We start from the raw sequence: 25,292 nt of genomic DNA on the forward strand, positions 1-25,292 counted from the left end.
AAACATCTATCCTATTTATTCAGTTTTTATCTCCCCTCAATTTGTTGTAGAATAGCACATCATTTTTATTATTGATATTTTGCACTAAGCAAATATATTTTTACTGGGTCAGAAAAGCACAATGAAAATAACATTAGATAAAACCTATAATCCTCAAGAAATTGAACAGCCTATTTATAAACATTGGGAAGAGAGCGGTTATTTTAAGCCCAGTGGTAATAAATCAGCGCCAAGTTATTGCATAGCGATTCCGCCACCGAATGTAACGGGTAGTTTGCATATGGGACATGCTTTTCAACAGACTATTATGGATGCGTTGATCCGTTATCATCGTATGCAAGGGAATAATACCTTGTGGCAATCAGGAACCGATCATGCTGGCATTGCGACTCAAATGGTTGTTGAACGAAAAATTGCAGCAGAAGAGAATAAAACGCGTCATGATTATAGTCGAGATGCCTTTATTGATAAAATATGGCAGTGGAAAGCGGAATCTGGTGGGAGTATTACTAAACAGATGCGTCGACTCGGTGATTCGGTTGATTGGGATCGTGAACGTTTTACCATGGATGATGGTTTATCTAATGCGGTAAAAGAGGTATTTGTTCGACTCTATAAAGAAGATTTGATCTATCGTGGTAAACGTTTGGTTAACTGGGATCCAAAACTACGTACGGCGATCTCGGATCTCGAAGTTGAAAATAGAGAAAGCAAAGGATCAATGTGGCATATTCGTTATCCATTAGCTGATGGTGCAAAAACGGCAGATGGCAAAGACTATTTAGTTGTAGCAACTACCCGTCCAGAGACACTATTTGGTGATACTGGTGTTGCGGTTAATCCTGAAGATCCACGTTATAACGATTTAATCGGTAAGTTTGTTGTTTTACCATTAGTTAATCGTCGTATCCCTATTTTAGGTGATGAACATGCTGATATGACGAAAGGGACTGGCTGCGTTAAAATCACCCCAGCCCATGACTTTAACGACTATGAAGTCGGTAAACGTCACCAATTGCCAATGATCAATATTTTAACCTTTGATGGTGACATTCGTGAACAGGCTGAAGTGTTTGACTCAAACGGCGAAGCAAGCACAGTTTATACTAATGAATTACCGAGCCAATTCCAAAAACTAGAGCGTTTTGCTGCTCGTAAAGCCGTTGTTGCTGAGTGTGAAGCATTAGGGATTCTAGAAAAAATTGAACCTCATGATTTAACGATTCCTTATGGTGACCGAGGTGGTGTGGTCATTGAACCGATGTTAACTGATCAGTGGTATGTGAGAACCAAACCATTAGCTGAAGTTGCTATTGATGCTGTTAAAACGGGTGAAATTCAGTTTGTACCAAAACAGTACGAAAACATGTACTATTCATGGATGAATGATATTCAAGATTGGTGTATTTCTCGTCAATTATGGTGGGGGCATCGTATTCCTGCTTGGTACGATGAAAAGGGTAATGTATACGTCGGTCGTAATGAAGAAGAGGTTCGCCAAGAGTATAAATTAGCTGCTTCAGTACAATTACAACAAGATGAGGATGTCTTGGATACTTGGTTCTCATCTGGATTATGGACATTTTCGACCTTGGGTTGGCCAGAAAATACTGATGATTTACGTACATTCCATCCAACTGATGTGCTGGTGACTGGGTTTGATATTATTTTCTTCTGGGTTGCTCGCATGATCATGCTGACAATGCACTTTATTAAAGATGAAAATGGCAAACCACAAGTACCATTTAAAACAGTGTATGTTACAGGGCTTATCCGAGATGAAGAAGGGCAAAAAATGTCCAAATCTAAAGGTAATGTCATTGATCCATTAGATATGATTGATGGAATTTCATTAACCGATCTACTCGAAAAACGTACTGGCAATATGATGCAGCCTCAGTTGGCAGAAAAAATTCGCAAACGAACTGAAAAACAGTTTCCAGAAGGTATTGAACCGCATGGTACCGATGCACTACGTTTTACATTAGCGGCATTGGCTTCAACAGGTCGAGATATTAACTGGGATCTTAAACGTCTGGAAGGGTACCGTAACTTCTGTAATAAGTTATGGAATGCAAGCCGTTATGTATTAATGAACACCGAAGGACACGATTGTGGCTTTAATGGTGGTGAACTGGATTATTCACTTGCCGATAAATGGATTTTAGCTGAATTCAATCAAACGATTAAGGCTTATCAGGATGCTTTTGCAACCTACCGTTTTGATATGGCCGCAGGTATTTTGTATGAGTTTACTTGGAACCAATTCTGCGACTGGTATCTAGAATTGACTAAATCGATTTTAACTAATGGTAGTGCAAATCAACAACGAGCAGCTCGACATACTTTAGTTTCAGTTCTTGAGTCATTACTACGTTTAGCTCATCCAATTATTCCATTTATTACTGAAGCTATTTGGCAAAATGTAAAAGGCATCATGGGAATTACGGCCGATACGATTATGTTACAAAAAATGCCGACATGTGATGATAAACATAATAATGAAGTTGCAGTTAATGATCTTAACTGGATTAAACAAGTTGTTATTGCAATACGAAATATTCGAGCAGAAATGAATATTGCACCAAGTAAACCATTACAACTACTCATTCGTGATGCATCTCCTGTAACCCATCGCCGAATCAGTGACAATGTCACTTTTATCGAATCTTTAGCTCGTCTATCTGAAATAGTTATTTTGGATGAAGGTGAAAAAGGACCGATGTCTGTTACTAAGTTAGTCGAAGGTGCTGAATTATTAATTCCGATGGCTGGCTTAATTAATAAACAAGATGAATTAGCTCGTTTAATCAAAGAGATTGAACGTATGGATAATGAAATCAATCGTATTGACAGTAAATTATCTAATGCTGCATTTGTTGATAAAGCACCGGCAGCCGTAGTGGCTAAAGAACAAGAAAAACTACAAGGTTATCGTGACGACAAGGCTAAACTGCAAGATCAGTATACTGAGATCGAAAAGCTATAATCTTATTAAATCCAATTAAATCAAAACCGCCTACTGTGAAGTGACCCCATAAAGTTGGACACTTTAGTTAAGTAGCTCGTAAGGCTTGGTTTCGGTATGCTACCGGAGTCAGGCCTTTTAATTTAACTTTAATCCGTTTCGTGTTGTAGTATTCTATATATTCTTCTATTTTTTCAATCAATTCATCCGCATCTTTAAAATGTTGCCCATGATACATTTCTGATTTTAATAGTCCAAAAAAGTTTTCAGCAACAGCATTATCTAAGCAATTCCCTTTTCTTGACATACCTTGCTTTATACCATTATCAGCAAGTTGCTTCTGATAAATAGGATTTCTATATTGCCAGCCCTGGTCACTATGTAGCAAGGGGTTTTGTTTGTTTTTTAATCGTGATATCCCTTTTTTAAGCATATCGGTGACTAAAGTCAAACGTGCATTCTTAGCCACACTATAAGCAATCACCTCTTGGTTGTATAAATCAATAATGGGCGATAGATAAATTTTCTGTTCATTGACTTTAAATTCAGTGACATCGGTTACCCATTTTTTATTCGGTTTTGACACTTTAAATTTTCTCTTAAGACGATTGGGTGCCGTTTTACCCATCTCGCCACGATAAGAGCGATATTTTTTGGGTCTTACTGTTGATTTAAGATTAAGCTCCCTCATTAATCGCTGTACCGTTTTATGATTGAGCCTGCTCCCCTCATTGATTAAAGATAAATGAATTCGGCGATAACCATAACGCCCTTTATGTTCATGGTAAATCGCTTCAATACGCTTTAATTCCTTCTCATAAGGCGATGGCTTTTTCAGCCTATTAACATGATAATAAAATACACTTTTTGCTAGCTGTATTACTGACAGCAAATGTTTTAAGGGATATTGAGATTTAAGCGCTAAAACAACTAACGTTTTTTCTTTGTTTGTTGTCGTTTCGTTTGTCTTAGCTCCTCCCACTTTTTTAGAACAGCGTTTTCCGCTTGTAAATAAGCTATCTCTTCTTTTAATTCTTCAACTGTTTTTTCATCATTACAATGAGTCGATACAATACGTGATGGTTTCATGGATGGTTTTCCTCTAGATTGATACTCAAGCCCGCTGAATCCTTTTTCACGATATCTATCAAGCCAAACGAATAAAAGCCCAGGAGAGGCTAAATTAAGCATAGCACTGGTGTGCCCGAGAGACCAATCATTTGTCCACATTAATTTTAGGGCCTGTAATCTGGCTTGTGCGTGACGTAAATGGGCTGTTGATTGAAAGGATTTATCACCATGAATCGCCACTACCTGCGACCAATACCTTATTTGGCGAGAAGAAATAGCATACCTTTTTGAAAGTGTTTCGGACGATTCTCCTGCTAAGAATTCATTAGCAATGATAATTTTTAAATCTCGACTGTATTTTGACATAAAAAGACCCCCTGTAATTGGTTGTCCAACTATTGGGGGTCTCTTCATACTGGGCGGTTTTTTATTATAATCAGCAAAAAAGATAATAAAAATTAATTTACGAATATAACAACAGAGGAATAGGGCAGGGATTTCGTTAATCAAGAGTAAGTTAATCATTTTAATTTTATATTAAGTACTTAAATATAGAAAACTCACATCCAAACATGACACTGTCACTTTTAATATTATTTTTATCAATTTCAAACAAATCAAAATGAGAAGAATATGATAAATAGACATCGTAAATGTGCTTTTTTGTGGTGAAAATCAAACAGGTGCGTAAAATATAGTTTACAAAATTATTTGCACACAAGTTATCCACAGGTTGGTGGCTATTTGGAAATAAAATTTCTTAATCTTAGGTTATATTAACGATAGTAAATTTATATAAGATTAGTCTTTAGACCATAAATCATTTGTTACACAAATATTTCACTGTATGAATACTCAGTTTAACATAATATACATTATTATAACATATTGATTTTATTTAATTTATTTGGCGTTTAATTGTCTAACTTTTTATATGTAGATAAATAATAAATCACTAGTTAATAAATGCGTTACCAAAACACTTCAATTATCAAAACATTTTCAATGCAGTAATCGATAGTTATGCAAACTAAATTAATTCGTAATGTGTTATTGAAAAACAGAGATAGTGAAATTTTAAAATGATACAACACATTCATTGGATGCACGGACAAACATTCAATTTTAATAAGAAAGTAGTTCAAATTCACAGAGCCAGACTACGTAAAATCGGTATTGATATTATGCAGCGTTGCAATTTAGCCAAGTTTAATCCTATGACTGTTCGTGAAATTAGACAAGTTCAAGTTTCAGATTGTCTGATCCCAAGTTGGTACGAAATGCCGCAAATTTTTAAAGTAGCTTAAAAATAATTGAACTGAAAAATGGCTGAATTTTAAAATTGATTGGGGATTGATTTGGCGAACTTAAACACCCCCTCTAAAAGTTACCTTAGTTCGCATAATGTATATTATGTTAAATAATGTATTAATTAATTATTATGCAATTCAAATAGTTAATTCCCTATTCTATTTATAAGTAAACACACACTAACTCGATACAAATTTATAGTTATAAATAATTATGCTATTTATTTTTTGATGTAAAATAATTTTTAGCGGCTAAGTTGCCAATGTCCTACAAATATTTGTGTAAAATGGATTTCAATATATTGTCATTTTGAATAAAAATGGTAATCTTATACACTAAGTATCTTAAATATAAATAAAAATGCATTCATGATAGATATAAATAAGCAGCTCCGTTCAAAAAGTTATTCTGTTCCTTGTGAACTTTGTAGTGTCGGTTCAATATGTATCCCAATGTTATTAAAGAATACTTTACATACTGTTTTGGATCGAAAACAGAGCTTTTTAAAAAATGAAGTGATTGTCAAAGAAGGCGATCCTTTTGAAAAATTCTATATAATTCATTCAGGTGCAGTAAAAACATATGTCACTGTAAATGGTGTCGAACAAATTAACGGTTTTTATCTACCGGGTGATATTGTCGGTTTTGACTGTATTGTGACTAAAAAGCATAACAATTCAATAAAAGCCTTATCGAATACCCTCACCTGCGAATTAAAATATAACGAATTAATGGAATTGATCGTTAATAATCCCGATGCTCGGGAGACGATCTTTAACTTAATGAGTCAAGATATCATAAATTATCAAAAACTTGTTTTGTCTTATTCTCAGAAAAATGCTGAAGAGAAGTTAGCAGCGTTTGTTTGTGGACTTTATACTCAATATGCTAAACGAGGTCATACCTCACTAAATATTAAATTATCGATGAGCCGAACAGATATCGCTAATTATTTAGGGTTAACTATTGAAACAGTTAGTCGTATTTTCTCTCGTATGCAAGATTTAAATATATTGGCTGTAAAAGGAAAATATATTTCGATTAAAAGTATTTCGGCTTTATTTGATTTAGCCGCAGAAAAAAACTAGTGACAATGTCACCTAAAAAGGTTGTTTATCCTATGAAAATGAAAAGCTTTAAAAAATCTAGCCTCGCATTAGTTATGCTGGCTTCGTTTGTGTCAACATCTTATGCTGCGCAAGAATTAACTCCAGAAAAAGCAAACTCCTTAGAGTCTTTTAAAGAGATATCGATTCGAGGCCAGTATTATAGCGATTCGGACCAAGTTCGTGCTATGTCTAAAGCTGCTGACAAAGAAGGCGCTAGCTTTTTCTATATAACCAGTGCTAACCCGTCAACGCGTAATGATAGTCTTAGAGTTGTTTATGCAAAACTGTATAAATCTGATGCTGCAACCGTAACAGAGAAAGCGGATAATTTTAGACAATTTGCTAACGTTTATGAATATCCTAAAAAGACAGCTATTCGTCTTGAACCTTATGATATTATTCGTTTACGTGGTTATTTCCCAACAGAACATCAACTTAATGAAGCCGTAGCTAAAGAAGCCGCATCTAAAGGTGCTTATGCTTTCTTTATTGATCGATTAGTTGAATTAAATGGCGGAAATAAACAAATAACAGCGTATTTATTCAAAAAAGATGCCGCTGAACGTAAAATTCAACCTGATAATGCGATTCCTTACGATTCTGAAGCTGGCCAATTAGCTTTAGCACAAGGTGGTGAAGCGGCAATGCAAGTTGAGCGCCCTGGCTACTACTCTTCATCTGCATTTAATGAACAGTTCTATGTTGATAAATTTAAAAATGATACCGTAAAAGACGTTGCTTCAGATAATAAAGCTTCAACCAACGAAAAAGTCGTAGCTAAAAAAGCTGTAGTTGCAACGACGGCCGCAACAACCGAACAAGCTCAAACCTCAATTATTCCTCAACAGCAAAACTCTCGTTACACTGTAACATTACCTGATGGTTCAAAAGTTGAAGAGCTAAATGATGCTACTGCAGCTAAAATGGTTCCTTTTGATACAATTAAGTTCAAAGGCTATTATGTTTCAGATCAACAAGTTTCTTATAACGCAGGTAAAAAAGCGGCAGAGAAAGGTGCGAAATATTACCACATTTCTCGTATAGCACAAGATACTAGCGGTCCAAATAGAACTATCTATGTTGATCTATATCGTTAATTTAACTTAATTAATTAACATTATGAATATGAAAAAGAAGAGGATGCCCTCTTCTTTTTTTATTGTTCAATTTCATCAATAAATTGTTTAATTCTTTTTTCTGAAATTGGGTATGGTGTACCTAATTGCTGAGCAAATAGATTAACTCGCAGTTCCTCAATCATCCAACGTAGCTGTTTAATTAATAACTCATGAGTTTTATATTTCTCTTGTTTTTGCAACTTCAGATAAAGTTCGGTTACTCTTTCAATAACAATTAAATGTAAACGATCTTTATTAGGATCTAAAAATAATTTTTCAATACGTTTATCGATCGCTTGTAAATAACGATAAATATCGGGTAATTTTTGATAACCAGAATCTGCTACAAAACCTTTATAAATAAGTTGGGATAACTGTTTCTTTATATCAGCTAAAGATAACGCTAAACTGAGATCCATTCGCCCTTTTAGTTTCTTAGTAATTTCATAATTGAGTGTTAAAATGCGTTCTACCTGACTGGCAATTTCCACAATAATATCATTGATTTCCCCTTTTATTTTGTCCAACAATGGTGGAAATTGCTGCTGTTCAAAAATAATACCCTGCTCTTTTTCAATTAAATAGTTAATTCCACAGTAAATGCAATCATCAATCAGATCGTTTATTTTGCCAAACGGATTAAAGTAGAGACCTAGTTTAGCTTTATTCGGTAATTTTTCATGCAAATATTTAATCGGAGATGGAATATTAAGATAAATGAGTCGCTTGATACCCTGTTGCATCAATTTAGCTTGCTGCTCTTCACTATCTACAAGTTTAATTGCAACACTTTTTCCCTCATCAACTAAGGTTGGATAAGCTTTTACCACATAATTTTGTCGTTTACTTTCATAAACTTTAGGTAAATGGCCAAAATCCCAATCGGTAATATCACTTTTTTCGATATCATTATTTTGAGTTTGAGTAATTTTTGTGAGTATTTTTTGTACTTTTTCTTTTAGCTGCTCTTTTAATAAACTTAAATCTTTACCAACTAAAATAGTTTTGCCATTTTCATCTAAAATATTAAATGTCATTTTTAAGTAACTTGGTACTTGCTCTAGTTGCCAATCTTCTTTATTGATTGTCACTCCGGTCATTCGACGGAACTCTTTTTCAAGAGCTGTAAATAGATCTGTTTGATACGGTATCGCTCGTTCTAAAAATGCTTTGGCATAATTAGGTGCTGGTACTAAATTACGTCTTAATGATTTAGGTAATGATTTGATTAATGCAATGATCAGTTCTTCTCTAAAACCAACCACTTGCCACTGAAAAACACTATCGTTATCTATTTGATTTAAAATCGTGAGAGGAATATTGACGGTTACACCATCTCTCGTACCACCAATATCAAATTGATACGTTAACTTTAACTGTATTTGATTATTATACAACCAGTAATCGGGGTAATCATTCTTGGCTACTTTTTCTGCAGTTGGGTTAATTAGCAGTGATTTACTCAGTAATAAAAAATCACTATTTGCTAATTTCTCTCGTTTCCACCAGTGATCAAACTCTTTGGCACAAGTAATATCTAATGGGATTTTGCTATCATAAAACTCAAAGATTAAAGCATCATCAACAAGAATGTCCTGTCGCCTTGATTTATGTTCTAGCTCTTCTACTTCATTAACTAATCGATGATTTTTAATAAAAAAATCATATTTCCCCTCGAAATCACCTTCAATCAGTGCATGCTTAATAAAGAGTTCTCTACTTAATTTAGGATCAATTCGATTGTAGTTGACTATTCGACAATTGACGATCGGTAAACCAAACAGAGTGACTTTCTCATTAGCAATCGTATTGCCTTGATTCTTTGACCAACGAGGTTCACTATAATGTTTTTTCGATAAATGTGTTGAGAGCGGTTCAATCCATTCAGGTTCGATCTTGGCGACATTTCGTCCCCATAGTCTCGTTGTTTCAACTAATTCACTTGCAACACACCATTTTGGTAATGTTTTAAAGACACCTGATCCTGGAAATATAGCAAATTTAATATTTCGAGCACCAATATATTCAAATTTTTCCAACTCTTTCATTCCAATATGAGAGAGTAAACCGCTTAGGATCGCAGTATGGATTGACTGATAATCACTATCTTGGCTATTAATCGCTATCGCTAGTTGTTTTACTGTTTGACGAATTTGCGTATAAATATCTTGCCACTCTTTAATCCGTAAATAATTAAGAAAATCTTTGCGACATAGCTGTCTAAACTGATTATTTGTTAGTGCATGTTGTTGTTCTTGAATATATTTCCATAAATTAATATAACTCATGAAATCGGAGTTTTTATCCTGAAAACGTCGATGTTTTTCATCTGAAATCTGCTGTTTATCTAATGGTCGTTCTCTCGGATCTTGGATGGATAGTGCAGCAGAAACAATCATCACTTCTTTGACGCAAGCTGTTTTTCGTGCTTCGACTAGCATTCTAGCCAGACGAGGATCTATCGGTAATTGTGCTAATACTTTACCAACACTAGTCAAATTATAAGTGCCTTTTTTACTATAAATAGCTCCTAGCTCTTCAAGTAAACGAATACCATCTTTAATATGTTTTTGTTCTGGTGGCTCAATAAAAGGAAATGCACTAATATTACCTAAATCAAGTGCTGTCATCTGTAAAATAACAGAAGCCAAATTGGTTCTAAGAATTTCAGGATCGGTAAATTCAGAACGACTTAAAAAATCTTGTTCATCATATAGGCGAATACAGATCCCATTAGATGTTCGACCACAGCGCCCTTTTCGTTGATTAGCTGACGCTTGAGATATCGGCTCAATGGGTAGACGTTGTACTTTAGTTCGATAACTGTAACGACTTATTCTCGCCATACCAGGATCAATGACATATTTGATACCGGGTACTGTTAATGATGTTTCAGCAACGTTAGTTGATAGAATAATTCGTCGACCATTATGAGATTGGAAAATACGGTTTTGTTCCGAAGCAGATAGTCTGGCATATAACGGCACAACTTCTGTATGTAATAAATTTAATTTGTTTAATGTATCGGCAAGATCTCTAATCTCTCGCTCACCAGTTAAAAAGACTAAAATGTCACCACGATTATCTTCATAAGAGAGTTCATCAATAGCATCAATAACCCCTTGAAAATCATCATACTCTGCTTCATCTTCACTCATTAATGTTGGGCGGTATCTGACCTCAACTGGATACGTTCGACCAGAGACTTCAACAACTGGAGCATGATTAAAATGACGGGAAAACCTATCCACATCGATTGTAGCAGAGGTTATAATCACTTTTAGATCTGGTCTTTTCGGCAAAAGTTGTTTTAAATAACCTAAAATAAAATCGATATTTAAACTACGCTCATGGGCTTCATCAATAATAATCGTGTCATATTGCATTAATAAACGATCTTGTTGAATCTCAGCTAACAATATTCCATCTGTCATTAGTTTAATTAACGTACCTGATTCTACATGATCGTTGAATCGTACTTTATAACCGACTAACTTACCCATTTCACTATTCAGTTCTTGAGCAATTCGATTTGCAACAGAGCGAGCAGCTAATCTTCTTGGCTGAGTGTGACCTATATAACCTTTTACACCTAAACCGAGTTCTAAACAGATTTTAGGTATCTGGGTGGTTTTACCAGAGCCTGTTTCTCCTGCAATAATAACGACTTGATGAGCTTTAATTAAATCAGCTATTTGCTGTTTTTTAGCGGTAACCGGCAATATTTCCGGATACTCAATCTTTTTGGGCCGCTGTTCTTCTCGTATATGATAAAGTTCGTGTGCCTGTTCAATTTTAGTTTGTATTGATGCTAACGCCGTTTCACTGACGCTTTTTTGCTTAGCGATTTGCAATAACTCTTTTGTTAATTTTTTTTGATCGCTTAAGCAAACAGTAGTTAGCTGATTAAAAAGCGCTTGTATTTGTTCTGGATATGACATAGCTTATTGGGATTATCAAATATTAGCCCTATTATAACAAATATTTGTTGCTTAATCAGGTAAGAAATTTGATTGGAGTTTGATATGAGAAATATTTTCGTCTTTTTATTGTTATCAATGACACTATCGGCATGTGGGCAAAATGATAAATCGATTGTTGCTGAAGAATTAATGCATCACCGTTTTACCATAATAAAATGGAATAATGAGGAGATTAAGTTAGATCCTTCCGAATTTATTGAGTTTGGCGAGAATCTGACTATCAACGGAAAAATGTGTAATGATTTTTCAGGTCAATTAATCTTACAAAATAATCAAATTAAAGCTCCAGACTTAGTAATGGATTCTGTTATCTGCAATAATTCACAACTAAATCAACTTGATGGTGCTATCAAAAAACTATTACAACATGGTGCAAAAATAGAGCGAATAACACAAACAAATAACCAATTTTTACAACTTAGCGACGAAGATACAACTTTAGTGTTAGAAAAAAAAGATTTAATGTAAAGACTAAACATTAATATTTTATGCTAAAAATGACAAAAAACTTTATTAAAAAAAATGTTAAGCTATAATAGTCAGTAACATTTAAAACTATTTATGAGTTAATAACCGTGGACACTTTATCCAAAAAAAATGTAGGTAACTTTGCCGATATTGTTTTTATTTTTGGAGTTAACTCTAATACGTTCATATTATAATAATACCAATGCTTGTCATTGGTTTTTTATACCTATTTTTATATAACTTTAAACATTAACTTAACTAGCAGATATATATCATTATGAAAAAGACAAAAATTGTATGTACTATCGGTCCAAAATCTGAATCAAAAGAAATGTTGTCTAAACTATTAAATGCAGGCATGAATGTAATGCGTTTAAACTTTTCCCACGGTGACTATGAAGAGCACGGTGGCCGTATCAAAAATTTACGTGAAGTAATGCAAGAAACTGGTATTAAAGCAGCTATTATGCTTGATACAAAAGGTCCAGAAATCCGTACTATCAAACTTGAAGGTGGTAATGATGTTTCTCTAGTTGCTGGCCAAAAATTTACATTTACTACTGATAAATCTGTAATCGGTAATAAAGACCGTGTAGCAGTGACTTATGCTGGATTTGCAACAGATTTAAAAGTAGGTGATCGTGTATTAGTTGATGATGGTCTTATTGCAATGGATGTAACAGCAATCAATGGTAATGAAGTTGTTTGTAACGTCCTTAATAATGGCGATCTAGGTGAAAATAAAGGTGTTAACCTTCCTGGCGTATCAATTCAATTACCTGCATTAGCTGAAAAAGATAAACAAGATCTTATCTTCGGTTGTGAACAAGGTGTTGATTTTATCGCAGCATCGTTTATTCGTAAACGTTCTGACGTTGAAGATATCCGTGCTCATTTAAAAGCACATGGTGGTGAAGATATTCAAATTATCTCTAAAATTGAAAACCAAGAAGGTTTAGATAATTTTGATGAAATTTTAGAAGCATCTGACGGTATCATGGTTGCACGTGGCGATTTAGGTGTTGAAATCCCTGTTGAAGAAGTTATTTTTGCACAAAAAATGATGATCAGAAAATGTGTTAAAGCATCTAAACCAGTTATTACTGCAACTCAGATGCTTGATTCTATGATCAAAAACCCACGCCCTACTCGTGCTGAAGCGGGTGATGTTGCCAATGCTATCTTAGACGGAACTGATGCAGTAATGTTATCTGGCGAAAGTGCTAAAGGTAAATACCCATTAGAAACCGTTAATATTATGGCGACTATCTGTAAACGTACAGATAAAACTATTCCTGCATCACTTGAACTACCTGCTGGTAATAAATTAAGAATTACTGCTGCTGTTTGCTGTGGAGCGGTTGAGATTGCAGAAAGATTAGAAGCACCACTTATTGTTGTTGCAACACGCAGTGGTAAATCTGCGCGTGAAGTACGTCGTTATTTCCCTAAAGCACGTATTATCGCATTATCATCTAGCCAAAAAACAATTAATCAATTAATTTTAACTAAAGGTGTTGAGCCTGTATTAATTGATGCGATCAACTCTACTGATGATTTCTACCGTTTAGGTAAAGAATTAGCAGTAAAAGTAGGTGGCGCACAAGCTGGTGATGCAATTGTAATGGTATCAGGTGCTTTAGTACCAAGTGGAACAACAAATACAACATCGGTTCACCGTATCTAATTTGTTACTCTTTTCATATGATAAAAAAAAGCCGGCTTTTGCTGGTTTTTTATTACTTAAAAAATATCTTTTATATTCAACTAAATATGCAAATTCAAATCAATTCAGTATATAATTAACCATAATACTTTTTTATAGTAGGTTGAACAAAAATAATATGAACAATGACACACTATACTTTCAAAAAGAGATTAGCTGGCTTGCTTTTAATGAGAGAGTATTGCAGGAAGCGGCAGATAAAAGTAATCCACTCATTGAAAGGGTTCGTTTTTTAGGTATTTATTCCAATAATCTTGATGAATTCTACCAAGTTCAATTTGCTAATTTAAAAAGAGATGTCTTAATTGAACAAGAACAAGGTCGTAGCTCAAATGCAAAAAGTATTTTGCGACAAGTTGAGCAAAAAGTCACTCAGACAGAGTTAAAGTTTGATAAGCTTTATAATGAATTACTTTTAGAGATGGCCAGAAATCAGATTTTTCTTATTAATGAAAGACAATTGACTTCGCAACAAGAAGTGTGGATAAAAAAATACTACAAACAGAACCTAAGACAGTATATTACACCGATATTACTTGATAGTTACACTGATTTGATCCAGATTTTAAAAGATGATCACTCTTATCTTGCTGTCGAAATTATCAATAATAATGAAATAAAATATGCACTATTAGATCTGCCAACTGAAAAAGTCCCTCGTTTTGTATTGTTACCTTCTGATACAACGACTAAAAATAAATCAATTATCTTTTTAGATAATATTTTACGTTTCTGTTTACCTGATATATTTAAAATATTTTTTGATGTAACTGAATTTAATGCGTATTCGATAAAAATAAACCGTGATGCCGAATATGAACTCAGCAGCGAATTAGATAGTTTATTGGAGCTGATGTCTCAAGGGTTAAAGCAGCGTTTAACGGCTCAACCGGTACGATTTATTTACCAAAAAGATATGCCTAAAGCATTAATTGAATTATTACTGACAAAATTGAAATTATCAGAAAATGATGCAACCCCTGGCGGTCGCTATCCTAATTTAAAAGATCTCATGGGCATCCCGTGTATTGGTCACAAAAATCTATTAAATAAGGTTTTACCTGATTTAACATATAACCGTTTCAAACAATTTAGAAATGCCTTTGATACGATCAAAGATCGGGACATTTTACTCTACTACCCCTACTACTCTTTTAGCCATGTACTTGAAATTATGCGTCAAGCCTCTTTTGATCCGAGTGTAACTCATATTCGAATTAATATTTATCGAGTGGCAAAAGATTCCAGGTTTGTACAAGCTGCAATTAATGCGGCCAATAATGGTAAAAAAGTAACCGTGGTTGTTGAATTACAGGCGCGTTTTGATGAAGAGATCAATATTCGTTGGGCTAAAAAATTAATTGGTTCAGGGGTGAAAGTAATTTACTCACTACCGAAGTTGAAAATTCATGCCAAACTATTTTTAATTGAGCGTAGAGAGAATGATCAAATTGTCCGTTATGCTCATATTGGTTCCGGTAATTTTAATGAAAAAACAGCTAAAATATATACGGACTTCTCATTACTAACTGCCGATCCTATGATTACCGATGAAGTTAAAAAAGTATTTAATTTTATTGAGAACCCATTCAAACCGGTTACATTCAATTATTTATTAGTCTCTCCACAAAATACTCGAATTAGATTAATGGAGCTTATTCAACGTGAAATAGATAATGCGAATAATGATAAACCCGCAGGTATTTATTTGAAGCTAAATGCGATAACAGATAAAGATATGATCAATAAGCTTTATCAGGCTTCGTCTGCAGGTGTAAAGATTAGGATGATTGTACGTGGTATGTGTATTTTAAAACCACAAGTGCCTAATTTGAGTGAGAATATTATTGTAACAAGTATTGTTGATCGCTTTTTAGAACACGCAAGAGTCTATATTTTTGAAAACAGTGGTCAAAAGGATACTTATATCTCATCAGCTGACTGGATGCCACGTAATATTGATAACCGTGTTGAAGCCGGGGTTAAAATTTTAGATCCAAGTTTACAGAAAATTATTCAAGATATTTTTATGATTCAAGCTAATGATAATGTAAAAGCCAGAATTATTGATAAAGATTTACAAAATAACTATATCCAACGAGGTAATAAGAAGAAAGTTAGGGCTCAAATTGCCATCTATGATTATTTAAACCGCTTAGAAAACAATCCATAAAATAGGAACAGTAGCATGCATTCTAAACCCAATAGTGATAATGAATATGCCATTGTAGATTTAGGGTCAAATAGTTTTCATATGATCATTGTAAAAAAAATCAATGATTCTTTACAAGTTATCTATAAAAATAAACAGAACATTCACCTTGCAACAGGATTGAATAGCCAGTTTTATTTAAGTAAAAGTAGTATCAATCGTGGTGTAAAATGTTTAGCTATGTTTGCTGAACGTTTATCGAATATTGCACCGCAAAATATTAAAGTTGTTGGGACTTACTCTTTACGCGTAGCTAAAAATAAACATGAGTTTTTACTTGAAGCAGCGAAGGTTTTCCCTTATCCCATTGAAATTATTTCTGGTCAAGAAGAGGCTCGCCTAATCTATATTGGTGCGGTTAATAATGAATCGGTATCAAAGTCAGATATAAAATTTATTATCGATATTGGTGGTGGTTCGACAGAAATCGCGATAGGACAAGGTGCTAATCCGACATTAGTTGAAAGTCGCCCAATGGGCTGTGTTACTTATACTAAACAATTTTTTCATGATGAAAAAATTACACCACAAGCCTTTGAAAAAGCAAGATTATCAGCTGAACAACAAGTTGAAAAGATCATTAATATTGTAAAAAGTAAAAATATTTCAATTGCTTTTGGGGCTTCAGGCACTATTAAGAGTATCCATAATATTTTACTTGATATCGGAGTGACTGATGGCATTATCACGCCACAACGATTAGACGATTTGGTCTCTTATATTTTAGAATTTGAATGTTTTGAGGATATTGATTACCCTTCTCTATCAAAAGAGCGTAAACATGTTTTTGTGAGTGGACTCGCGATTTTTTATGGTGTATTTAAAGCTTTTGATATTAAAGAACTGCATTACACTCAAAGTGCGCTTCGAGAAGGTTTATTACTCGAAATGACGCGAATTAATGATAATTATCAAGATATTCGACAAAAAACGATTCACGATTTATCAGTACAGTATGATATTGATAAAGTCCATGCGGACCGAGTTGTAGAAACAGCACATCATCTTTTTAAACAGTGGCAACAGTTATCAATAATCAAAATAGATCCAATTTTGCAATCGATTTTGTACTGGTCAGCTTCTTTACATGAAATTGGTTTAGGAATTAATTTTTCTAATATCCATAAACACTCTGCTTATATTTTACAAAATAGCAATATGCCAGGTTTTAATGAAGAACAACAATTCTTACTATCAACACTGGTTAAATACCATCGTAAAAGCTTAAAACTCGAAAATATTCCCTATTTTAGTTTATTCGAAACTAAACAAATCTATCCTTTATTACAGATATTACGTTTGGCAATATTAATCAATAATCAACGTTCGGAGACCTTAGATCCTAGCGTTTTTAAACTAGCAATCTCCAATAATGAACCTAACCATATTGAATTAACTATTGAACGTGAATTTGCTAAACAAAATCAGTTAATTTTATTAGATTTAGAGCAAGAACAACAATATTGGCAACAAAATAAACCGTGGCGGCTGGCTATAAAAATAACCGATTAATGATCATTAGTTGATCAGATAAAATTAAAGAATAACTATATATAATTGGATCATTCGACAGATAATATTTATAATTCGCGGATAAAATACCATAATTATAATTATATGAAACAGAAAAAACTGCTTATTTATAGCTTATTTTGTATAAGTTTGTTATATCCAGCTATTGTTTTTTGCCAAACTAATAGTCGATTAATCGTGACTATTAGTGATAAAAGTAATTTAGAAGGCATAAAAAACGAAGAAGGTAAATGGGTTATATCGCCTAAATACAAACAGATCATTCATCTATTTGATGATTATTATCATGTTCATACTGCAGATAATGAGACGTTAGATGAGCATCAATTATATCGTTTAAACTTAGATAAAAAGCAATTAGAGTTACAACCATTTTGTATGGTTGATGATTATAAAAATATTCTACAAGATCGTTGGATTGTTGTTGCCAAAAAACAGCATAACAAGTTACTCAAAGGATTGCTGGATATTAAACATCATCAACTCTCATTACCTCTAAAATATGATTCAGTTAAGATAGCAGAACCTTTTATCATTGTTCAGTTATATGATAAAAACCATAAAAATAGATATAGTGAAGTATATAATATAAAAGATCTTAAAAAACTATTCTATGGTTATGGCTACATTGCAATGAATGCAGATAACTTCCTTGTACAAAACTCAATATGTTCAGAAAAAGAAAATAATTTTTATGAATATAGCACAACAGATGAGAACAATGTTATGCAATATTGTTATCAAGTTTTTAATATTTATGATGCTCAAGGTAATAAACTATCAGTAACCTACTCAGATAGTTTATTAGATGATTTTAGAGAAAATAATCAAATAGCACCACAATAATAAAAACAATGATCTGGAATGAATAGCGAGTTAAAACAGACAATAAGTTGTGCTAGTAGCCATTCAATATTTTGACCGGATCAACTTTACAAGCTCTTCGTGCTGGATAATAACTAGCAATCAATGTTAAAACCATCGCAGTACAGAAAACAATAATAATATCGAGAAAATGAATCTCTGATGGTAAAAAGTCAATAAAATAGATATGGCTATTAAGTAACTGACGCCCTATTATTGACTCGATGAAACGAATAATATTTGATAACTGTAGTGAAATCACTACGCCAAGTACAACACCGATCATACTACCGACAAAACCGGATATGATACCGTACCAAATAAATACTTTGCTAATTAATTGATTACTTGCCCCTAACGTTTTTAAAATAGCGATATCTCTCTGCTTGTCTTTAACTGCTATCACCAATGTTGAAACAATACTAAAACATGCTACGCCAATAACAACAACCATTGCTAAATACATAATCTGTCGAATCATCTGAATATCATGATACATATAACCATAAGTTTGTTCCCAGCTACTGACATAGAGCGGAGTACTGATATCCATAGCTGCGTTATGCGTGATGTAATTAGCACGATATAAGTCGGTTACATTGACTTTAATACCTGTGACACTGTCACCTATATTTAGATACTGTTGAGCATCTGATAATGGGATTAAAGCGATATTGTTACCTAACGTACCACTAAAATCCATCAGCCCTGCCACATTCAAACGTACTCGTTTAGGCTGTTTAATTTGCCCCGATTCATCTGTCGTTGGAATGAGTAATGTTATCCAATCACCCTCTTTTACGCCTAATGATTTGGCTAATCCAACACCAATAATCATCTGTTTATTGTTGGCTTGTACTGTACTCCATTTATCATTAAGAACATATTGTGGCAGCGAGGTCATTTTTGTCTCTTTTTCAAGATCAACCCCTTGAACTTGAATAGCCTTCAATTTCGTCCCATTTTCCAATAATCCGGTAAAACTAACTAATGGTGCTGAAGCTTGAATTCCAGGTTTGCTATCAAGCTCTTTTTGTAACTCACGCCAATTTGTAAGATTATTTTGCGAATAAAACTCACCATGTGATATTACCGATAAAACACGATTTTTTAATTCACGCTCAAAACCATTCATGGCACTTAAGCCAATAATTAGCGCAGCAATACCAATGGCAATACTTAATGTAGATATAATAGAAATCAAAGACAACATACCACTTTGTTTTCTACCCTTCCTAAATTTTCGGGCTAAAAATAGTGCTAACATCGTTCTATTCACTCGCCAATAAGGTTAATGTCCCTTGAGACATGATATACTGCTGATCCATTTTTTTCGCTAAACTTAAATCATGAGTAACGACCAAAAAAGCAGTACCATGTTCCTGATTTAAAGTAATGAGTAAATCAAAAATAGTTTCGGCCGTTGCTTGATCCAAATTCCCCGTAGGTTCATCAGCCATAACAATGGATGGACGATTAATTAAGGCTCGACCAATGGCAATACGTTGACGCTCTCCTCCTGACAACTCAGATGGCCTATGTGCAGCTCGGTGTGATAAATTAACCGACTTTAACATATCAAGAGCTCGTTGTTGCGCTTCTTTAGCTTTTACTCCCGCAATCAGTAAGGGCATAGCAATATTTTCAAGAGCTGTAAAATCGGCTAACAGATGATGAAATTGGTAAACAAAGCCGATCTCTTTATTACGTAGCTGCGCTTTATTGACTTCTGATAAGGTATTAAGTGACTGAGACTTAAAAATCACCTCGCCAGAGGTCGGTTTATCTAAGCCGCCTAATAGATGTAATAACGTGCTTTTGCCTGATCCTGAGCTACCAATAATTGATGTCATTGCTTGAGCGTTGATTGAAAAATTGACGCCATTTAATACTTGCGTCGTCACCTTACCTTCTTGATAAGTTTTGCATAGATTAGTCGTTGAAATCAACGGTGAAGGGGTCAAATGAGTAGCATTATTCATAACGTAAAGCCTCTGCCGGTTGAGTATTCGCTGCACGATAAGCAGGATAAAGTGTTGAGATGATAGACAGCATTAATAATGCAACAAATATAGTAATAACTTGGACTGTATCAACGTCTGAAGGTAAACGAATACCTGAAAAGGTTAAACCTAAGATAGACATAATATCACTTAGATTATAAGCAATAACCCAACCAATTGAACATCCTAATAGCGTACCAATAATACCAGAGCTAGCTCCTTGAATTATGAAAATAAGCATAATTTTACCACGTGTTAATCCTTGGGTTTTTAATATGGCAATCTCATTTTGTTTTTCCATTACTAATAGGCTTAACGAAGTGATAATATTAAAAGCAGCTACAATTACAATTAAACTAATTAATAGCCCCATAACATTCTTTTCCATTTTTATTGCTTGAAACAGCTCACCACGCTTTTCTCGCCAATCATTAAAATGCAATCCATCAGGTAGCGTTGTCGTAACAAGCGATTCAATATTTAATGGATTATCGAGATACAACCGCCAACTCGTAATAGTATTTTGCGGATAACGCATCAATTTAGCAGCATCATCGATATTCAGATAAACAACCGATTGTTCAATATCGCGATTTGCTGAAAAGATTCCGGATACGGTAAAAATGCGTTGGCTAGGAATTCTTCCTACTGGCGTGATTTGACCAACCTCCGGTACGAGCAGCCGAATATTATCTCCCACTTGGACATTCAATAAATCGGCTAAATTACGTCCTAAAATAATATTATATTCTCCAGATTTTAAGCTTGAGAGTTCTCCCCAATAAATACGATCACTGATCGGATCAAATAGGTTCGGATCAACTCCAATCATGGTACTTAATGACAAGCTTTTGGCACTCTGCAAAATCACATCGCTTGTAACCAACGGCACAACATGCTGTACTTGGGGTAAATTAGGTAAAATTGATTGAGGATTAATTTGTGATGAGATACGGTTATTTTCACCAGTCACCTGGGCCTGAGGAATATATTGTAAGATATTTTTTTGCATCTCATTTTCGAAGCCATTCATCACTGACATAATAATAATCAGGCCAAATGAACCCAACATAATGCCAATCATTGATAACCAAGAGACAAATCGACCAAAACTATCTGATTTTTTGCTATATGCATAGCGTAAGCCAATAAAAAGAGGCAAAGGATGAAACATGTTCATTTCTCTTTAAAAATCAATAAAGTATAACACATTGATTTTTAAATATATAAATTATCATAGCTTATCATAATAACGATTATTAAGAACCATATCAAGTACAAAACGATTGTGATATGTTGATTTGTTAATTAATGAAACTACGCTATAATCTTAAACTAAATTCATCATCGTTTTTATCAATATTTATATGCCCAATATTACACTCCCAAAAGTATCTGGAGAGATCCAAGAGTTTGGTCAATTACTTGGTTCATCAATTTCGCTATTTTGTGCTGAAATACTCTCTCGTCATCAAGGCCCTGTGGTCATTGTTACTGATGATATGCAACAAACGGCTCGCCTACATGAAGAGCTCAAACAGTATTCATCATCACCATCGTCTCTTTTTCCCGATTGGGAAACCTTACCTTATGATAGCTTTTCACCACATCAAGATATTGTTTCTGAACGATTATCATGTCTATATCAACTCTCTTCGTTCAATAAAGGGGCTTTAATTCTTCCAATTAATACCTTAATGCAAAAAGTATGTCCAAGCTCTTACCTAAGCGGACATGTTTTTATTATGCAAAAAGGGCAAAAAATATCTCGCGAAAGCTTAAGAATTGAATTAGAAAATGCTGGATATCGTCATGTTAGCCAAGTGATGGAACATGGTGAATATGCAACACGAGGAGCACTATTCGATATTTATCCTATGGGAAGTGTTTCACCTTATCGACTAGATTTCTTTGACGATGAAATTGATAGTCTCCGTATTTTTGATGTTGAGACACAACGAACTCTTGATGAGATAGAGCGTGTACAACTCTTACCTGCTCATGAATATCCATTCGATAAAAGTGCTATTGAATTATTTCGTAGCCAGTGGCGAGAAAAATTTGCAGTCAGATTAGAAAGTGAAAGTATTTATCAGCAAGTCAGTAAAGGTATATTACCGACAGGGATTGAATATTGGCAGAGACTATTTTTCAATCAACCATTAATGTCACTATTTGATTATTTACCGAATAATACGCTTTTTATTACTACTCCTAATATTCATCTCTTTGCCGAAAAATATTGGCAAGATGTCAAACAACGCTACGAAAGTCGCAATGTTGATCCTATGCGCCCTCTTCTACCCCCAGAAGAGATTTGGTTAAAAGTGGAGGATATCTTTGCACAATTTAAGCAATATCCACGGTTGATTGTAAGTCCTGAAAAACTAACGACTAAAAAAGCAATTAATCTTGATTATCAAGCTTTACCTGAACTCGCTATTCAAATTCAACAGAAAGATCCTTATTCACATTTCCAAACATTTGTTAATAACTATCTTGGTAAAGTAATATTCTCTGTTGAATCACAGGGTCGCCGTGAAGCATTGCAAGATATTCTTAGTAAAATCAATATTCGACCTAAGTATCTTGAAAAGATTTCAGATCTTACTCAATATGATGAAAAATTTTATTTACTTATTGGTGCTAGTGAGCAAGGGTTTATTGATCTCGATAAACAGTTTGCTTTAATTACCGAAAATGAGCTACTCGGTCGTCGAATTATCCGGCGGAGAAAAGAGAGTAAGCAAATTATTAATACTGACAACTTGGTTCGTAGCTTAGCTGAACTGACTCCAGGTAAGCCAGTTGTTCATTTCGATCATGGTGTTGGTCGCTATGCAGGGCTGACAACACTTGAGACAGGCGGTATTACCGCTGAATATTTAATTATTTTATATGCTAATGATACAAAACTCTATGTGCCCGTTTCATCACTTAATTTAATTAGTCGTTACTCTGGTGGAGATGAAGAGAATGCTCCATTAAATAAATTAGGTACCGATGCGTGGACAAAAGCACGAGAAAAAGCGGCTGAGAAAGTCCGTGATGTTGCAGCTGAGTTACTTGATATTTATGCCCAACGAGAAGCAAAACCAGGGTTTCAATTCAAACAAGATCGTGAACAGTATGAGTTATTTTGTCAAGGATTTGCCTATCAAGAGACTGATGATCAACTTAATGCAATCGGTGCAGTTCTTGGCGATATGTGTGCTCCTGTCGCCATGGATCGCCTTGTATGTGGTGATGTTGGTTTTGGTAAAACAGAAGTCGCAATGCGCGCGGCATTTTTGGCTGTCATTAATCATAAACAAGTTTCGATGTTGGTACCAACGACGCTACTTGCTCAGCAGCATTATGAAAACTTTTTAGATCGATTTGCTAATTGGCCAATTCGTATTGAAGTGCTATCGCGTTTTAAAACAGCCAAACAGCAGCAACAAATTCTATTAGCTTTAGAAGAAGGTAAAGTTGATATCATCATTGGTACTCATAAATTATTACAAACCGATGTTAAATGGCATGACTTAGGGCTATTAATTGTTGATGAAGAGCATCGTTTTGGTGTTAGACAAAAAGAACGAATTAAAGCAATGCGAGCCAATGTTGATATATTGACCTTAACGGCAACACCAATACCTAGAACGCTAAATATGGCTATGAGTGGGATGCGAGATTTGTCGATTATTGCTACGCCGCCGGCAAGACGCTTGGCCGTTAAAACATTTGTTCGAGAATACGACAATTACGTGATTAGAGAAGCTATTTTACGAGAAATATTACGTGGAGGACAAGTTTACTATTTACATAATGATGTTGCTGATATTGAGAAAAGACAAGAGCAATTACAAGAGTTGATTCCTGAAGCAAGAATTGCTATTGGTCACGGTCAAATGCATGAACGCGATTTAGAACGAGTAATGAATGACTTCCATCATCAAAGATTTAATTTATTACTCTGTACCACAATCATTGAAACAGGAATTGATGTTCCTAATGCAAATACGATTATTATTGAACGTGCTGATAAATTTGGTCTAGCTCAGTTACACCAATTAAGAGGGCGAGTCGGTCGATCTTATCATCAAGCTTACGCCTATTTATTAACGCCCCCACCTAAGGCATTAAGTAAAGATGCTAAAAAACGTTTAGAAGCAATAGCTTCCTTAGAAGATCTCGGCGCTGGATTTGCTTTGGCAACACATGATCTTGAAATTCGAGGCTCAGGGGAACTGTTAGGTGAAGATCAAAGTGGTCAAATTGAAACCATCGGTTTTACACTATACATGGAATTACTTGATGAAGCGGTAAAATCTTTAAAACAAGGTAAAGAGCCATCGTTAGAATCATTACTTAATAGCCAGCATACTGAAGTAGAATTACGTCTACCAACATTAATTCCTGATAATTTTATTCCCGATGTGAATACTCGTTTATCGCTATATAAACGAATTGCCAGCATCGAAGAGCTTGATGAATTAAGAGAAATTAAAGTTGAAATGATTGATCGCTTTGGTTTACTGCCCGATCCCGTACAGTTTTTACTCGATATCACCAGTATTCGATATCATGCACAAAATTTAGGTATTAATAAAATTGAATTTAGCGATAAAGGTGGTTATATCGAATTCGGTGCTAATAACCGCATATCGATTAATTATTTGATTGGTGAAATTCAAAAATCACCTAAAAAGTACCGTTTAGATGGTCAAAATCGATTGAAGCTGCTTACAACGGGATTAGATAGACAACCGCGGATTGACTACATTAATAACTTATTAAGCCAATTTATGCTTAATTGTGAAAGTTAATATACTTTGAATTCAAGTTCCGCATATAAATAGCCCTACATTCAGTCCACCGTTATAACTGGTGGACTGAACTTAATTTTTTTAGATTTAATGAGATGTTGTTAATAGCAAGTAT

16 protein-coding genes are annotated in these 25,292 nt (G+C 34.3%); 10 read left to right on the forward strand and 6 right to left on the reverse strand.

The window, feature by feature from the left end; all coding sequences use genetic code 11:
* The first annotated feature begins 121 nt into the window (after positions 1-121).
* A complete protein-coding gene (locus RHO11_02160) occupies positions 122-2,989 on the forward strand; it encodes a valine--tRNA ligase (protein ID WVD61953.1) in 2,868 nt (955 codons plus the stop codon).
* A 67-nt stretch (positions 2,990-3,056) separates the two neighbouring features.
* Here RHO11_02160 and RHO11_02165 read toward each other — a convergent pair whose 3' ends face one another.
* A complete protein-coding gene (locus RHO11_02165) occupies positions 3,057-3,950 on the reverse strand; it encodes an IS3 family transposase (GenBank protein WVD61954.1) in 894 nt (297 codons plus the stop codon).
* Positions 3,899-4,405: a helix-turn-helix domain-containing protein gene (locus RHO11_02170; protein ID WVD61955.1), complete on the reverse strand. Its 507-nt coding sequence runs from the start codon at positions 4,403-4,405 to the stop codon at positions 3,899-3,901. The genes RHO11_02165 and RHO11_02170 overlap by 52 nt, the downstream gene beginning before the upstream one ends.
* 716 nt (positions 4,406-5,121) lie before the next feature.
* Here RHO11_02170 and RHO11_02175 point away from each other — a divergent pair.
* The 3 genes from RHO11_02175 to RHO11_02185 all read left to right on the forward strand — a co-directional run bounded on the left by RHO11_02175 (position 5,122) and on the right by RHO11_02185 (position 7,556).
* Complete coding sequence (locus RHO11_02175; protein WVD61956.1) at positions 5,122-5,346, forward strand: phage/plasmid replication protein; 225 nt, start codon at positions 5,122-5,124, stop codon at positions 5,344-5,346.
* A gap of 372 nt (positions 5,347-5,718) precedes the next feature.
* A complete protein-coding gene (locus tag RHO11_02180; protein ID WVD61957.1) occupies positions 5,719-6,438 on the forward strand; it encodes a cyclic nucleotide-binding domain-containing protein in 720 nt (239 codons plus the stop codon).
* A gap of 32 nt (positions 6,439-6,470) precedes the next feature.
* Positions 6,471-7,556, forward strand: coding sequence for a DUF1471 domain-containing protein (locus RHO11_02185; GenBank protein WVD61958.1), 1,086 nt, complete (start codon positions 6,471-6,473; stop codon positions 7,554-7,556).
* Between the two features lie 59 nt (positions 7,557-7,615).
* Here RHO11_02185 and hrpA read toward each other — a convergent pair whose 3' ends face one another.
* Complete coding sequence (hrpA, locus tag RHO11_02190; GenBank protein WVD61959.1) at positions 7,616-11,518, reverse strand: ATP-dependent RNA helicase HrpA; 3,903 nt, start codon at positions 11,516-11,518, stop codon at positions 7,616-7,618.
* Positions 11,519-11,602: 84 nt separating this feature from the next.
* On the opposite strand from hrpA, the gene RHO11_02195 reads away from it, so the two are divergent.
* The 5 genes from RHO11_02195 (at position 11,603) to RHO11_02215 (ending at position 18,345) form a co-directional block, all read left to right on the forward strand.
* A complete protein-coding gene (locus RHO11_02195) occupies positions 11,603-12,028 on the forward strand; it encodes an META domain-containing protein (GenBank protein WVD61960.1) in 426 nt (141 codons plus the stop codon).
* 277 nt (positions 12,029-12,305) lie between these two features.
* Positions 12,306-13,715, forward strand: a complete 1,410-nt coding sequence (gene pykF / locus RHO11_02200; GenBank protein ID WVD61961.1) for a pyruvate kinase PykF — start codon at positions 12,306-12,308, stop codon at positions 13,713-13,715.
* Between the two features lie 157 nt (positions 13,716-13,872).
* Entirely contained in the window at positions 13,873-15,927 is a 2,055-nt protein-coding gene (gene ppk1 / locus RHO11_02205; protein WVD61962.1) for a polyphosphate kinase 1, read from the forward strand.
* A 15-nt stretch (positions 15,928-15,942) separates the two neighbouring features.
* The gene (locus tag RHO11_02210) at positions 15,943-17,478 is read left to right on the forward strand and encodes an exopolyphosphatase (protein WVD61963.1); all 1,536 of its coding nucleotides are present in this window, start codon (positions 15,943-15,945) and stop codon (positions 17,476-17,478) included.
* A gap of 105 nt (positions 17,479-17,583) precedes the next feature.
* Complete coding sequence (locus RHO11_02215; protein WVD61964.1) at positions 17,584-18,345, forward strand: hypothetical protein; 762 nt, start codon at positions 17,584-17,586, stop codon at positions 18,343-18,345.
* A gap of 52 nt (positions 18,346-18,397) precedes the next feature.
* Here the strand turns inward: RHO11_02215 and lolE are convergent, their stop codons facing one another.
* The 3 genes from lolE to lolC are packed head-to-tail and all read right to left on the reverse strand — an operon-like array spanning position 18,398 to position 21,540.
* The gene (gene lolE / locus RHO11_02220) at positions 18,398-19,630 is read right to left on the reverse strand and encodes a lipoprotein-releasing ABC transporter permease subunit LolE (protein WVD61965.1); all 1,233 of its coding nucleotides are present in this window, start codon (positions 19,628-19,630) and stop codon (positions 18,398-18,400) included.
* A gap of 4 nt (positions 19,631-19,634) precedes the next feature.
* On the reverse strand, positions 19,635-20,345 hold the full coding sequence (gene lolD, locus RHO11_02225; protein WVD61966.1) for a lipoprotein-releasing ABC transporter ATP-binding protein LolD: 711 nt from the start codon (positions 20,343-20,345) through the stop codon (positions 19,635-19,637).
* Positions 20,338-21,540 (reverse strand): lipoprotein-releasing ABC transporter permease subunit LolC, encoded by a 1,203-nt coding sequence (gene lolC / locus RHO11_02230; GenBank protein ID WVD61967.1) that lies wholly within the window; start codon positions 21,538-21,540, stop codon positions 20,338-20,340. The genes lolD and lolC overlap by 8 nt, the downstream gene beginning before the upstream one ends.
* A 193-nt stretch (positions 21,541-21,733) precedes the next feature.
* Between lolC and mfd the strand changes: the two genes are divergently transcribed.
* A complete protein-coding gene (mfd, locus tag RHO11_02235) occupies positions 21,734-25,177 on the forward strand; it encodes a transcription-repair coupling factor (protein ID WVD61968.1) in 3,444 nt (1,147 codons plus the stop codon).
* Positions 25,178-25,292 lie beyond the last annotated feature (115 nt).

Source organism: Orbaceae bacterium BiB (assembly GCA_036251205.1).
Classification (GTDB): domain Bacteria; phylum Pseudomonadota; class Gammaproteobacteria; order Enterobacterales; family Orbaceae; genus Orbus; species Orbus mooreae.